The 12,733-nt window shown below is 55.3% G+C and carries 15 protein-coding genes and 1 other annotated feature; of the genes, 10 read left to right on the top strand and 5 right to left on the bottom strand.

Annotated features, from left to right (window positions below; genetic code table 11):
* The first annotated feature begins 57 nt into the window (after nt 1–57).
* From rpsP to rplS, 4 genes are read left to right on the top strand one after another with little or no spacing between them, the layout of a single operon-like run.
* On the top strand, nt 58–306 hold the full coding sequence (gene rpsP / locus F3I21_RS15645; protein ID WP_007893313.1) for a 30S ribosomal protein S16: 249 nt from the start codon (nt 58–60) through the stop codon (nt 304–306).
* An 18-nt stretch (nt 307–324) separates the two neighbouring features.
* On the top strand, nt 325–873 hold the full coding sequence (gene rimM / locus F3I21_RS15640; RefSeq protein WP_021507326.1) for a ribosome maturation factor RimM: 549 nt from the start codon (nt 325–327) through the stop codon (nt 871–873).
* A 35-nt stretch (nt 874–908) separates the two neighbouring features.
* Nucleotides 909–1,673 carry a tRNA (guanosine(37)-N1)-methyltransferase TrmD gene (gene trmD / locus F3I21_RS15635; RefSeq protein ID WP_021507325.1) on the top strand — a complete coding sequence of 255 codons (765 nt, stop codon included), beginning with the start codon at nt 909–911 and terminating at the stop codon, nt 1,671–1,673.
* A 42-nt stretch (nt 1,674–1,715) separates the two neighbouring features.
* Nucleotides 1,716–2,066 carry a 50S ribosomal protein L19 gene (gene rplS, locus F3I21_RS15630; RefSeq protein WP_021507324.1) on the top strand — a complete coding sequence of 117 codons (351 nt, stop codon included), beginning with the start codon at nt 1,716–1,718 and terminating at the stop codon, nt 2,064–2,066.
* A 57-nt stretch (nt 2,067–2,123) separates the two neighbouring features.
* On the opposite strand, the gene F3I21_RS15625 is transcribed toward rplS, so the two are convergent.
* The gene (locus F3I21_RS15625) at nt 2,124–2,645 is read right to left on the bottom strand and encodes a GNAT family N-acetyltransferase (RefSeq protein ID WP_127834475.1); all 522 of its coding nucleotides are present in this window, start codon (nt 2,643–2,645) and stop codon (nt 2,124–2,126) included.
* Nucleotides 2,646–2,948: 303 nt separating this feature from the next.
* On the opposite strand from F3I21_RS15625, the gene F3I21_RS15620 reads away from it, so the two are divergent.
* The gene (locus F3I21_RS15620; protein WP_021507322.1) at nt 2,949–4,028 is read left to right on the top strand and encodes a 3-deoxy-7-phosphoheptulonate synthase; all 1,080 of its coding nucleotides are present in this window, start codon (nt 2,949–2,951) and stop codon (nt 4,026–4,028) included.
* Nucleotides 4,029–4,034: 6 nt separating this feature from the next.
* Nucleotides 4,035–5,156 carry a bifunctional chorismate mutase/prephenate dehydrogenase gene (gene tyrA, locus F3I21_RS15615; protein WP_021507321.1) on the top strand — a complete coding sequence of 374 codons (1,122 nt, stop codon included), beginning with the start codon at nt 4,035–4,037 and terminating at the stop codon, nt 5,154–5,156.
* A gap of 33 nt (nt 5,157–5,189) precedes the next feature.
* On the opposite strand, the gene pheA is transcribed toward tyrA, so the two are convergent.
* The 3 genes from pheA to raiA all read right to left on the bottom strand — a co-directional run bounded on the left by pheA (nt 5,190) and on the right by raiA (nt 6,924).
* On the bottom strand, nt 5,190–6,353 hold the full coding sequence (gene pheA, locus F3I21_RS15610; protein ID WP_058759617.1) for a bifunctional chorismate mutase/prephenate dehydratase: 1,164 nt from the start codon (nt 6,351–6,353) through the stop codon (nt 5,190–5,192).
* Nucleotides 6,354–6,375: 22 nt separating this feature from the next.
* Nucleotides 6,376–6,500: a sequence feature (Phe leader region), on the bottom strand.
* Complete coding sequence (gene pheL / locus F3I21_RS23420) at nt 6,452–6,499, bottom strand: pheA operon leader peptide PheL (RefSeq protein WP_121497579.1); 48 nt, start codon at nt 6,497–6,499, stop codon at nt 6,452–6,454. (Overlaps the previous feature by 48 nt.)
* A gap of 97 nt (nt 6,501–6,597) precedes the next feature.
* Entirely contained in the window at nt 6,598–6,924 is a 327-nt protein-coding gene (gene raiA / locus F3I21_RS15605) for a ribosome-associated translation inhibitor RaiA (RefSeq protein ID WP_021507319.1), read from the bottom strand.
* 64 nt (nt 6,925–6,988) lie between these two features.
* Between raiA and F3I21_RS15600 the strand changes: the two genes are divergently transcribed.
* Entirely contained in the window at nt 6,989–7,180 is a 192-nt protein-coding gene (locus F3I21_RS15600) for a hypothetical protein (protein ID WP_021507318.1), read from the top strand.
* 11 nt (nt 7,181–7,191) lie between these two features.
* Here the strand turns inward: F3I21_RS15600 and bamD are convergent, their stop codons facing one another.
* Nucleotides 7,192–7,932, bottom strand: coding sequence for an outer membrane protein assembly factor BamD (gene bamD, locus F3I21_RS15595; protein WP_058759616.1), 741 nt, complete (start codon nt 7,930–7,932; stop codon nt 7,192–7,194).
* A gap of 129 nt (nt 7,933–8,061) precedes the next feature.
* On the opposite strand from bamD, the gene rluD reads away from it, so the two are divergent.
* The 3 genes from rluD (at nt 8,062) to clpB (ending at nt 12,466) form a co-directional block, all read left to right on the top strand.
* The gene (rluD, locus tag F3I21_RS15590) at nt 8,062–9,042 is read left to right on the top strand and encodes a 23S rRNA pseudouridine(1911/1915/1917) synthase RluD (protein WP_150059284.1); all 981 of its coding nucleotides are present in this window, start codon (nt 8,062–8,064) and stop codon (nt 9,040–9,042) included.
* Nucleotides 9,039–9,767 (top strand): purine nucleoside phosphorylase YfiH, encoded by a 729-nt coding sequence (gene yfiH / locus F3I21_RS15585; protein WP_150059283.1) that lies wholly within the window; start codon nt 9,039–9,041, stop codon nt 9,765–9,767. The genes rluD and yfiH overlap by 4 nt, the downstream gene beginning before the upstream one ends.
* Nucleotides 9,768–9,892: 125 nt before the next feature.
* Complete coding sequence (clpB, locus tag F3I21_RS15580) at nt 9,893–12,466, top strand: ATP-dependent chaperone ClpB (protein ID WP_150059282.1); 2,574 nt, start codon at nt 9,893–9,895, stop codon at nt 12,464–12,466.
* Nucleotides 12,467–12,733 lie beyond the last annotated feature (267 nt).

The raw sequence follows: 12,733 nt of genomic DNA, 5'->3' as shown, positions 1-12,733 counted from the left end.
CACCCGGGCCCCGTTCCTCGATGGGGCCCGGTTGTTTTATTAACTAAAGAGGATGTTATGGTAACCATTCGTTTGGCACGTCACGGCGCTAAAAAGCGTCCGTTCTATCAGGTCGTCGTCACTGACAGCCGCAATGCTCGCAACGGTCGTTTCATCGAGCGCGTAGGTTTCTTCAACCCGATCGCTTCTGGTCAGGCTGAAGGTCTGCGTCTGGATCTGGACCGTATTGAGCACTGGGTTGGCCAGGGCGCAACGCTTTCTGATCGCGTTAACGCGCTGATCAAAGAAGCAAAAAAAGCAGCTTAATCTGTCACGGTGGTGAGCATGAGCAGTAAACCTGCCGCACAGCCTCCCGTTAACCCAATCATTCTGGGCAAAATGGGTGCCGCTTACGGAATTCGGGGTTGGCTCAAAGTGTTTTCCTCCACTGAAGACGCTGAAAGCATCTTCGACTATCAACCCTGGTTTATCCAGCGCGCCGGTCAATGGCAGCAGGTCGAGCTTGAGGGTTGGAAGCACCACAATCAGGACCTGATCATCAAAGTCAAAGGCATTGACGATCGGGACGCTGCAGCACAGTTGACCAATTGCGAAATTACGGTTGACTCCACGCAACTGCCGGCGCTGGAAGAGGGCGATTACTACTGGAAAGACCTGATGGGTTGCAAAGTGGTAAACCTCGACGGCTACGAGATGGGCAAAGTCATTGATTTGATGGAGACCGGCTCGAACGACGTTCTCGTCGTAAAGGCAAACCTGAAAGATGCATTCGGTGTACAGGAGCGGTTAATACCGTTTCTTGATGAACAGGTTATCAAGAAAGTCGATCTCGCTACTGGCACCATTGAAGTAGACTGGGATCCTGGTTTTTGATCTCCGGACAATCCGGTAACGTAACGGCGAACGCGATGTGGATTGGTGTTATTAGCCTGTTTCCAGAGATGTTTCGCGCTATTACCGAGTACGGGGTAACTGGCCGGGCAGTAAAAAATGGCCTGCTCAACATAGAGAGCTGGAGTCCACGTGACTTCACGCACGACCGGCACCGTACCGTGGACGATCGTCCTTACGGCGGCGGACCGGGTATGTTGATGATGGTGCAACCCTTACGGGATGCTATCCACGCAGCGAAAGCGGCGGCGGGAGAAGGCGCTAAGGTGATTTATCTTTCACCTCAGGGTCGCAAACTTGACCAGCAAGGCGTTTGCGAACTGGCGACCAGCCAGAAGTTAATTCTGGTTTGCGGTCGTTATGAAGGGATAGATGAGCGTGTGATTCACACTGAGATTGATGAAGAATGGTCAATCGGTGATTACGTGCTCAGTGGCGGTGAGCTGCCAGCAATGACGTTAATTGACTCGGTCGCCCGGTTTATTCCTGGCGTGCTGGGGAAACAGGCGTCAGCCGATGAGGATTCGTTCTCGGAAGGTTTGCTGGATTGCCCGCACTATACCCGACCTGAAGTGTTAGAAGGGATGGAGGTTCCGCCAGTTCTGCTGTCGGGCAACCATGCCGATATTCGCCGCTGGCGCCTGAAACAGTCGCTGGGCCGTACCTGGCTAAGAAGACCTGAACTTCTGGAAAACCTGGCTCTGACTGAAGAGCAAGCAAGGTTGCTAAGTGAGTTCCAGCGGGAACATCAGCAGCAACAAAACGATGAGGTGGAAGAGTAATCTTCCCTGACTATCAGTTTACCCAGGATAAGAGATTTAATTATGAGCAACATTATCAAGCAACTTGAACAAGAGCAGATGAAACAGGACGTACCTTCCTTCCGTCCGGGTGATTCCGTGGAAGTGAAAGTATGGGTCGTTGAAGGTTCTAAGAAACGTCTGCAGGCATTCGAGGGCGTGGTTATCGCTATTCGTAACCGCGGTCTGCACTCTGCATTCACTGTTCGCAAGATTTCTAACGGCGAAGGCGTTGAGCGTGTCTTCCAGACTCACTCTCCGGTAATTGACAGCATTACTGTCAAACGTCGTGGTGCTGTGCGTAAAGCCAAACTGTACTACCTGCGTGAGCGTACCGGTAAGTCAGCTCGTATCAAAGAGCGTCTTGGCGCGTAAGCGACATCCCAAAGTTAATAGCAAACAAGGGGTTGGCCATAAGGCCAGCCCCTTTTTTTATGGGCGTCTGAGGTGATAGATCGCCGTGTTGACCGGACCGCTCTCCAGCACAATCAACCCGTAGCGGTAATCCACAAACGAGAAGCCGCTGCGCAGGGCCACGGCGCGGCTGGCGTGATTCTCTTCTGCAGCAAGAATCTCCAGCACAGTAATGTGTGGCTGGGCGAACGCCAGATTCACCAGCTGTGCCACTGCCCGGCGGGCAACGCCCTGTTGCTGCGCCTCGCTGCGAACCCAGTAGCCCAGCGCACTGAACTCACCGGGCTGGCGCGCATAACGTAAGCCAGCACCGCCCAGCAATCGATCGTTGCCATCGACAATCGCGAACTCTTCAGCTTCACCCTTTTGACGCTGCAGATGGGTGAAATTGATCCAGCTCACGGCTTCATCGACGCTGTAATCTGTGTGTGCCCATACCATCCACGGCAGCAGGCTGTTCAGAGACTGATTAACGGCATGCGTAAACGCTTCAGCATCCTGCAGAATAAAAGGACGCAGGGCGACTTCAGGGATGGACATAGAGCGATCCTGAACTAATTAAATGGATAACAGCATGTTAGCGATATCGTAAGGAAAAAACATCTGGCCTGGCTAGATGGGTGTAATTATAACTTTACAGTGGTGTTTGGTGGATCTTACAGGCTCTAATGTTGTTAAGTTAATGATTTATATATTTTAATTAACTTGAATTTTGTGGTCTAAAAGGTAGTGGTAATAAAAGTGTACATGCATGGATTGCATGATTTACATGCTGTGGTAAAGTAAGCGTCATCCTCAGTGAGGATCGTAAAACCGCATAACGAGTGAAAAAGGATCGCCATCATGCAAAAAGACGCGCTGAACAATGTGCATATCGCCGACGAACAGATTTTAATCACGCCACAGGAACTGAAAGCGAAGTTCCCGCTGACTGCGGCGCAGGAAGCGCAAATTGCCGCTTCCCGCCAGACCATCGCGGATATCATCGCGGGTCGCGATCCGCGTCTGCTGGTGGTGTGCGGTCCCTGCTCGATCCACGATACCGAAGCCGCACTGGATTACGCTCGTCAGTTACAAACACTTTCTGCACAGTTGAAGGATCAGCTGTATATCGTTATGCGCGTCTATTTTGAAAAACCCCGTACCACCGTCGGCTGGAAAGGGTTAATCAACGATCCTTATATGAACAACTCATTTGATATGGAAGCCGGCCTGCACATTGCGCGTCAGCTGCTGGTCAATCTTGTGGAAATGGGCCTGCCGCTGGCCACCGAAGCGCTCGACCCCAATAGCCCGCAATACCTCGGCGATCTGTTTAGCTGGTCGGCGATTGGGGCGCGTACCACAGAATCGCAGACGCACCGTGAAATGGCGTCTGGCCTGTCGATGCCGGTGGGTTTCAAAAACGGCACCGATGGCAGCCTCGGCACCGCAATCAACGCCATGCGCGCCGCCGCGATGCCGCACCGCTTTGTCGGTATTAACCAGGCCGGTCAGGTATGCCTGCTGCAAACCCAGGGCAACCCGGATGGTCACGTGATTCTGCGCGGCGGTAAAGCGCCAAACTACGGCCCGGAAGATGTCGCGCAGTGCGAAAAAGAGATGCTGAAAGCGGGACTGCGTCCGGCCTTAATGATAGATTGCAGCCATGGCAATTCTAACAAAGACTATCGCCGTCAGCCTGGCGTAGCCGAATCGGCTATCGCGCAGATTAAAGATGGAAACCGCTCCATCATTGGCCTGATGCTGGAAAGTAATATTCACGAAGGCAACCAGTCTTCTGAGCAACCGCGTAGCGAGATGAAGTACGGGGTTTCCGTCACTGATGCCTGCATCAACTGGGAAACCACTGAAACTTTGCTGCGTGAAATCCATCGGGATCTGCAGGGAGTGCTGTCGGCGCGTCTGTCACACGAGGTGTAATGAGTCATGGTGGCTGAACTGACCGCGCTGCGCGATCAAATTGATGAAGTAGATAAAGCCCTGCTGGGGCTACTGGCGAAACGACTGGCGCTGGTGGCCGAAGTCGGCGAAGTCAAAAGCCGCTACGGTTTACCGATTTATGTGCCTGAGCGCGAGGCCAGTATGCTGGCGTCGCGTCGTCAGGAAGCGGAAGCGCTCGGCGTGTCGCCGGACCTGATCGAAGATGTACTGCGTCGTCTGATGCGTGAATCCTATGCGCATGAAAATGACAAAGGCTTCAAAACGCTGTGTCCTGAACTGCGTCCGGTGGTGATTGTCGGCGGCGGCGGTCAGATGGGACGTCTGTTCGAGAAGATGCTGACGCTCTCCGGCTATCAGGTGCGTATTCTTGATAAAGATGACTGGCCGCGCGCGGATGAACTGCTGCACGATGCGGGCATGGTGATCATCAGCGTGCCGATCCATCTGACCGAACAGATCATTGCCGATCTGCCAGCGCTGCCTGATGACTGCATTCTGGTGGATCTGGCGTCGGTGAAGAACCGTCCGCTGCAGGCGATGCTGGCGGCGCACAGCGGCCCGGTACTGGGACTGCATCCGATGTTCGGTCCGGACAGCGGCAGCCTGGCGAAGCAGGTGGTGGTATGGTGCGATGGCCGTCAGCCGGAAGCCTATCAGTGGTTCCTGGAGCAGATTCAGGTGTGGGGCGCGCGCTTACACCGCATCAGTGCGGTTGAGCACGATCAAAACATGGCGTTCATTCAGGCGCTGCGCCACTTCGCCACGTTTGCTTATGGTTTGCATCTGGCGGAAGAGAACGTCAATCTGGATCAACTGCTGGCGCTGTCCTCGCCTATCTATCGTCTCGAACTGGCGATGGTGGGACGGCTGTTTGCGCAGGACCCGCAGCTGTACGCCGACATTATTATGTCGTCGGAAAGTAATCTGGCGCTGATTAAACGCTACTATCAGCGTTTTGGTGAAGCCATCACGCTGCTGGAGCAGGGCGATAAACAGGCGTTCATCAACAGCTTTGAGCGCGTGGAACACTGGTTTGGCGACTATGCGAAACGCTTCCTCGTCGAGAGCCGCAGTATGCTGCGCTCCGCCAACGACAGTCGCCAGTAATGATTAAGGCATCCGCGAGGATGCCTTTTTGTTTTACAGACGCGGCTCTACCGGTACCACGTTCTCACCCGGGTAACAGCCCAGCACCTTCAGTGAACGTGTGAGCGCGCGCAGTTCGTCCAGCGCCTGCTGCATGTTCTCTGACTGCAAATTGCCCTGCACATCAATGTAAAACATCTCTTCCCACGGGTTACCGTTGATTGGCCGGTTTTCCAGCTTGCTCATGATCAGGTTGTGATTACGCAACACCAGCAGTGCTTCAACCAGCGCGCCGGCCTGCTGGCCCGTCGCCATAATCAGCGTGGTTTTGGCCGGCACCTGGCTGGAGACTTCAATCGGTTTACGCGCGAGCACAATGAAGCGGGTATGGTTCTGCTGCTGATTCGCCAGGTTGCGCTCCAGCACTTGCAGACCATACAGCTCACCGCCGGCTTCACTGCCCAGCGCGGCCACGTGCGGCGAGTTCATCGCGGCTACTTTCTCCATCGCCGCCGCCGTGCTCTCGGTATATTCGATTTTCCACTGCGGGAAGCGGTTGATGAACTGGCTGCACTGCTGGAACGGCTGCGGATGGCTATACACGGTTTCAATCTGCTGCAAATCGGTATTACCGCTGACCAGCACGCAGTGTTCGATAGGAATGGTCAGCTCGCCGACGATCGACAGCGACGTTTGCTGCAGCAGATCGTACACGTCATTGATCGAGCCGGAACTGGTGTTCTCAATCGGCATCACCGCGTAATCCGCCTGACCGCTTTCAACCTGCTGAATGATGTCGTGGAATTTCAGACACCCCATTTCCACCATCGAATCGAAGTGGCGCGTGGCGTATTTACGGGCGGCAAGGTGCGAGTAGGAGCCTTTTGGGCCGAGGAAAGCGATGCGCGGCGCGTGCGCATGTGGATGATTCAGGTTTTTCTGCAGCAGCGCCTGCTGGGTCAGCACCGAATCCTCAATCACTAACTGAAACAGGCGCGTGATGTAGTGCGCATCCAGCTGATGTTTTTTACCCAGCGCGATGAGGTTTTCCAGCAGGGCACGTTCGCGCTCGACGTCACGAATCGGGCGATGGGTGGCCAGCTTGGCCTGCGCTACCTCAACGGCCAGCGCGCGCCGTTCAGCCAGCAGCGTTAACAGCCTGGCATCGACGGCGCTGATCTTATCGCGTAACGCCAGCAGCGGATTCTCGGGATTCATAGGGCTCACCTGTAAAATGTCCAATAAAAAAGCCTCCCGGTTGGGAGGCTTTGTTGTTCGTCTTCGCATTCATTTTCACACGACGAATCGCCTCCCAATCAGGGGAAGGTAAAAAAGAATGCGAAGAAGAACGGCAGCAATTTCATGATCAATTCCGGCAATAAAGTGGACTGAGAGTAACCGCACAGCTTAAAAGCTGTCAATAAAAAACGCGCCCGCAGGCGCGTTGCTGAAAAGCGATAAATTACCCGGCAGGGGTGAAATCTTTAACACTGCTGGTGGCGCGCCGTGCTTCAGGCTTGTGCTGTGCTTTATTTAGCTGGCGCTCCAGCTTGGCGATCAGGTCATTGATGGCCGTATACATATCATCGTGTTTCGCGCTGGCGACCAGCGTGCCGTTTGGCGTGTTTATGGTGGCATCGGCCACAAATTCTTTCGGCTCTTTCGATAACACAATGTGCGGATTTATCAGGTGGGTTTGCCATTTTTCCAGCTTGGCGAGACGGTCTTCGACATGGTTGCGGATTGCCGCAGTGATTTCCATTTGTTTGCTGGTAATGTTCAGAATCATAGTTAAACCTCTCTGTCATTTCCGTCTGGGTAGGACCAGCATACCGCGCAAATCAGGAAAATATGTGATTTGGATCACATTGGAATGTCACTTTTTGTCAATGCCAGCGAATTGTGAGAAAGGCCGGGAAAAGGGCGAAAAAAGCTTGATGCACAGCGGGGATAGGGGCAAGATTGATGAGTTAACCGTAGCGGAAAAACCCGTTGCAGACGGTTTTCTGACCAAAAAAAAGCAGCCACAGCGGCTGCTTTTTTAATGGCACGAAAATCAGGACGCGCTATTCGCCGCAATGATTTTCGCGACTTTGTCGGCTTCCGTCGTCAGCTGCAGCTGGCGATAGGCATTTTCCATCAGCGGCAGCGCGTCACGCGTGGCCTGGGTGTCCGGATAATCGCGCATCATACCTTCAACCCGATTAACAACGGCGACATAGGCACCGCGCTTGGTATAGAATTGCGCCACGGAGAGCTCATACTTCGCCAGGCGATCTTTCAGGAACGTCAGACGTTTCTGCGCATCTGCAGCGTACTGGCTGTTCGGATAGCCGCGCAGTAGCTGAGAGAAGTCACGGAATGCATCACGCGCATGGGTAGGATCGCGGTCGGAACGATCGATCCCGAAGAAGCCCTGCAGCGCGGAATCATCCAGTGCCATGTCCGTCAGGCCCTTCATATAGATCACGTAATCAATGTTAGGGTGCGTCGGGTTCAGGCGCATAAAGCGGGAAATGGCGGCTTGCGCCAGTGGCAGATCGGCATTTTTGTAGTACGCGTAGATCAAATCCAGCTGCACTTGCTGCGAGTAAGGACCAAACGGATAACGGTTATCCAGCGCTTCCAGTTGCTTAATCGCCGCTTTAAAGTTACCGTCCTGCAGCTTTTGCTGCGCTGTGGCGTAAATTTCAGACGGCGGGCTGTCCGGGACCGGGTCCGATGAGCCGGAACAGCCCACCAGTGCCAGGCTCAGGCTCAGTGTGGCAGCAGCCACCAGATGTTTCATACGCGTCATGACGAAATGATTATCCTCAAAGTGTTATGGCGGAAGCTGTCCGTATAGCTCCCGGTAATGACCAGTACGATAGCACATTATATTAAACGGCATCGCCGTGAAAACCCAACGTTAACGAAGAAGCTGTATATGGCACAACAAGTTCAACTCACCGCAACGGTGTCCGAAGCACAGCTTGGACAACGCTTAGATCAGACTTTGGCGGAATTGTTCCCTGATTATTCACGTTCCCGCATAAAAGAGTGGATCCTTGAGCGTCGGGTCAGCGTCAACGGCACCATCATCGATAAACCGAAAGAGAAAGTACTCGGCGGTGAGCGGGTGGCGATTGATGCCGAGATCGAAGAGGAGCAGCGCTGGGAAGCGCAAAATATTCCGCTGGATATCGTTTATGAAGATGACCACATCCTGGTGATCAACAAACCGCGCGACTTAGTGGTCCACCCTGGCGCCGGTAATCCGGACGGCACGGTACTGAATGCGCTGCTTTATCACTATCCGGCGATTGCCGACGTGCCGCGCGCCGGCATCGTGCACCGTCTGGATAAAGACACCACCGGACTGATGGTGGTAGCCAAAACGGTACCGGCGCAGACGCATCTGGTTGAAACGCTGCAGCTGCGTGAAATCACCCGCGAATATGAAGCGGTGGCGATTGGCACCATGACCGCTGGCGGTACGGTGAACGAGCCGATGGCGCGTCACTCTACCAGGCGTACCCACATGGCGGTGCATCCGATGGGTAAACCGGCCACCACGCACTATCGCATCATGGAGCATTTCCGCGCCCATACGCGTTTACGCTTGCGCCTGGAAACCGGCCGTACTCACCAGATTCGCGTGCACATGGCGCACATTAACCATCCGCTGGTGGGCGATCCGCTGTACGGTGGTCGTCCGCGTCCGCCAAAGGGCGCTTCTGAGGCTTTCATCAGTACGCTGCGCGGTTTTGACCGCCAGGCGCTGCACGCCACTATGCTGCGTCTTTATCATCCGATCACCGGGATTGAGATGGAGTGGCACGCGCCATTGCCGCAGGACATGGTTGATCTGATTGAGGCACTGAAAGCCGATACCGACGAGTTCCGCGATCAGCTGGACTGGCTATGAGTGACTGGATCGTGCCGCAGTGGCCGGCGCCGGCGCGGGCGCAGGCTTATTCGACCACGCGGCACGGCGGCGTTAGCGCGGCGCCATGGTATTCCCTCAACCTCGGCGCGCACGTCGGGGACGAGGCGGATCGCGTGATGCACAATCGTCAGCGCGTGGTAGAGCAACTTGCGCTACCGGCAATGCCGCAGTGGCTGGAGCAGGTGCACGGCCAGACGGTGGCGCGTCTGCCGGCGGCTGCGGCCGTGCCGCGTGCCGATGCGGCGATAACGCGGGAAAGCGGCGTGGTGTGTGCAGTGATGACCGCCGACTGCCTGCCGGTGCTGTTTTGCAGCCATGATGGCAGCGAAGTTGCCGCGGCACATGCCGGCTGGCGCGGGTTGTGTCATGGGGTGCTGGAGCAGACGCTGGCACAGTTTCACTGCCCGGCGAGCGAGATTCATGCCTGGCTCGGTCCGGCAATTGGTCCGCAGGCATTTGAAGTGGGGGCCGAGGTGCGCAGTGCGTTCCTGGCGCAGGATGCCGCTGCCGATGCGGCTTTTCGCCCGGTCGGTGAGAAATATTTTGCCGATATCTGGCTGCTGGCAACCCAGCGTCTGCAAGCGGCTGGCGTGCGATCTGTCACGGCTGAGACGCGTTGTACCTATCAGGAAAGCGCCGATTTTTTCTCCTTCCGACGCGACGGAATCACCGGGCGTATGGCAACTTTGATTTGGCTGAGATAACCTTACGCCGCAAGACGATCCAGTAAGCGTATTTTTTGCTCACAACTCAGGTCATTAACCTTGAAAATTTGAGGGATGACCTCATTTAATCTCCAGTAGCATTTTGACCTGTAATGGGAGGAATCATGCGTCTGGATCGTCTTACCAACAAATTCCAGTTGGCCCTTGCCGATGCACAGTCCCTTGCTCTGGGACACGATAATCAATTCATCGATCCCCTGCACCTGATGAGCGCGCTGCTCAACCAGGAGGGCGGATCGGTACGTCCGCTGCTCAGCGCGGCGGGGGCGGATGTCGCTAGCCTGCGTACCAGCATCGAACAAGCCATCAATCGTTTGCCACAGGTCGAAGGGACCGACGGCGACGTTCAGCCATCAGCGGATTTGGTCCGGGTACTGAATCTGTGTGACAAGCTGGCGCAAAAGCGCGGCGACAACTTTATTTCATCTGAATTATTTGTTCTGGCGGCCCTCGAATCGCGCGGCTCGCTGGCGGACTTACTGAAGTCTGCCGGTGCCACGGCGGACAAACTCGCTAAGGCCATCGAGCAACTGCGGGGAGGGGAAAACGTGAACGATCAGGGGGCTGAAGATCAGCGCCAGGCTTTGAAAAAATACACCATCGATCTGACGGAGCGCGCTGAGCTCGGCAAGTTAGATCCGGTTATCGGGCGTGACGAAGAGATTCGCCGCACCATTCAGGTATTGCAGCGCCGTACCAAAAACAACCCGGTGCTTATCGGTGAACCGGGCGTCGGTAAAACCGCCATCGTTGAAGGGCTGGCACAGCGCATCATTAACGGCGAAGTGCCGGAAGGGCTGAAAGGCCGGCGCGTTCTGGCGCTGGATATGGGCGCGCTGGTGGCCGGTGCGAAATATCGCGGCGAGTTTGAAGAGCGCCTGAAAGGCGTACTGAACGACCTCGCCAAACAGGAAGGCAACGTCATTCTGTTTATCGATGAGCTGCATACCATGGTCGGCGCAGGCAAAGCCGACGGCGCGATGGATGCCGGCAACATGCTGAAGCCGGCGCTGGCACGCGGTGAACTGCACTGCGTGGGTGCCACCACGCTGGATGAATATCGCCAGTACATTGAGAAGGATGCCGCGCTGGAGCGCCGTTTCCAGAAAGTGTTCGTCGCCGAACCGAGCGTGGAAGACACCATCGCCATTCTGCGTGGCCTGAAAGAGCGTTATGAGCTGCATCACCATGTGCAAATTACCGATCCGGCGATTGTCGCTGCGGCAACGTTGTCGCACCGCTATATTGCCGATCGCCAGTTGCCGGACAAAGCCATCGACCTGATTGATGAGGCGGCGTCGAGTATTCGTTTGCAGATTGACTCCAAGCCGGAACCGCTCGATCGTCTCGAACGGCGTATCATCCAGCTCAAACTGGAGCAGCAGGCGCTGAAGAAAGAATCGGATGATGCCAGCGTTAAGCGTCTGGAGATGCTGGAAAGCGAGCTGGATCAGAAAGAGCGCGAATATGCTGAGCTCGAAGAAGAGTGGAAAGCGGAAAAAGCCTCGCTGACCGGCACGCAAAACATCAAAGCCGAGCTGGAGCAGGCGCGTCTGGCTATGGAGCAGGCACGGCGTGTGGGTGACCTTGGTCAGATGTCGGAACTGCAATACGGCAAAATTCCGGAGCTGGAAAAACAGCTGGCAAGCGCCACGCAGGCTGAAGGTAAAACCATGAAGCTGTTACGCAACCGCGTAACGGATGTCGAGATCGCCGATGTGCTGGCGCGCTGGACCGGTATTCCGGTGGCCCGCATGATGGAAGGCGAGCGCGATAAACTGTTGCGGATGGAGCAGGAGCTGCATGCCCGGGTTATCGGCCAGGACGAAGCGGTTGAAGCGGTATCGAACGCCATTCGCCGTAGCCGCGCGGGCTTGTCTGACCCGAACCGGCCAATCGGATCGTTCCTGTTTCTTGGACCGACCGGTGTCGGTAAAACCGAGTTGTGTAAGGCGCTGGCTAATTTTCTGTTCGATAGCGACGACGCGATGGTGCGTATCGATATGTCGGAATTCATGGAGAAACATTCGGTGTCGCGTCTGGTCGGGGCACCTCCGGGCTACGTTGGTTATGAAGAGGGCGGTTACCTGACAGAGGCGGTGCGTCGTCGCCCTTATTCGGTGATTTTGCTGGATGAGGTGGAAAAAGCGCATCCGGATGTATTCAACATTCTGCTGCAGGTGCTGGACGACGGGCGTCTGACCGATGGTCAGGGGCGCACCGTGGACTTCCGCAATACCGTGGTGATCATGACATCTAACCTCGGTTCGGATCTGATTCAGGAACGTTTCGGCGCGCTTGATTACGCGGAAATGAAAGATGTGGTGATGACGGTCGTCGGACACCATTTCCGTCCGGAGTTTATCAACCGTATTGATGAGGTGGTGGTATTCCATCCGCTGGGTGAAAAACATATTGCCTCGATTGCGCAGATTCAGCTGCAGCGGCTGTATCAGCGTCTGGAAGAGCGCGGTTATCAGCTGCACATTTCCGACGCGGCGCTGAAACTGCTGGGCGAAAATGGTTACGATCCGGTTTACGGCGCGCGGCCATTGAAACGGGCTATTCAGCAGCAGATTGAAAACCCGCTGGCGCAGAAGATTTTGTCTGGCGCGCTGGTTCCGGGAAAAACCATCGAAATGGATGTGCAGGACGATACCATTGTCGCGCATCAATAACGCAATGTGACAAAAACGGGCCTCAGGGCCCGTTTTTTTATGCTGTTTCGCAAGAATCAGCTGGTTTTTGCAACGTGTTGCCTGGAAAGTGAGCGGTCGCGCAAAAACTGCAAATTAGCGCTTGTCAGGCGAAACGAAGTCCCTATAATGCGCCACCACTGAGACGGCAAAGCGGCAACGCAGGCGGCTCAGCAGGGCGTGAAGCGATTCACCCCGCCGGAGAAAAACGCTGAAAAAAGTGTTTGACTCTGAAGGAGGAAAGCGTAA

Origin of the sequence: Pantoea sp. B_9 (assembly GCF_008632015.1) — a bacterium.
Classification (GTDB): Bacteria; Pseudomonadota; Gammaproteobacteria; order Enterobacterales; family Enterobacteriaceae; genus Pantoea; species Pantoea dispersa.
This window is presented reverse-complemented; position numbering and strand designations above follow the sequence as displayed.

What these genes read in the sequence shown, in the direction of transcription:
- rpsP (WP_007893313.1), top strand. Translation starts at nt 58, where the DNA reads ATGGTAACCATTCGTTTGGCACGTCACGGCGCTAAAAAGCGTCCGTTC.
- rimM (WP_021507326.1), top strand. Translation starts at nt 325, where the DNA reads ATGAGCAGTAAACCTGCCGCACAGCCTCCCGTTAACCCAATCATTCTG.
- trmD (WP_021507325.1), top strand. Translation starts at nt 909, where the DNA reads ATGTGGATTGGTGTTATTAGCCTGTTTCCAGAGATGTTTCGCGCTATT.
- rplS (WP_021507324.1), top strand. Translation starts at nt 1,716, where the DNA reads ATGAGCAACATTATCAAGCAACTTGAACAAGAGCAGATGAAACAGGAC.
- F3I21_RS15625 (WP_127834475.1), bottom strand. Translation starts at nt 2,645, where the DNA reads ATGTCCATCCCTGAAGTCGCCCTGCGTCCTTTTATTCTGCAGGATGCT.
- F3I21_RS15620 (WP_021507322.1), top strand. Translation starts at nt 2,949, where the DNA reads ATGCAAAAAGACGCGCTGAACAATGTGCATATCGCCGACGAACAGATT.
- tyrA (WP_021507321.1), top strand. Translation starts at nt 4,035, where the DNA reads ATGGTGGCTGAACTGACCGCGCTGCGCGATCAAATTGATGAAGTAGAT.
- pheA (WP_058759617.1), bottom strand. Translation starts at nt 6,353, where the DNA reads ATGAATCCCGAGAATCCGCTGCTGGCGTTACGCGATAAGATCAGCGCC.
- raiA (WP_021507319.1), bottom strand. Translation starts at nt 6,924, where the DNA reads ATGATTCTGAACATTACCAGCAAACAAATGGAAATCACTGCGGCAATC.
- bamD (WP_058759616.1), bottom strand. Translation starts at nt 7,932, where the DNA reads ATGACGCGTATGAAACATCTGGTGGCTGCTGCCACACTGAGCCTGAGC.
- rluD (WP_150059284.1), top strand. Translation starts at nt 8,062, where the DNA reads ATGGCACAACAAGTTCAACTCACCGCAACGGTGTCCGAAGCACAGCTT.
- yfiH (WP_150059283.1), top strand. Translation starts at nt 9,039, where the DNA reads ATGAGTGACTGGATCGTGCCGCAGTGGCCGGCGCCGGCGCGGGCGCAG.
- clpB (WP_150059282.1), top strand. Translation starts at nt 9,893, where the DNA reads ATGCGTCTGGATCGTCTTACCAACAAATTCCAGTTGGCCCTTGCCGAT.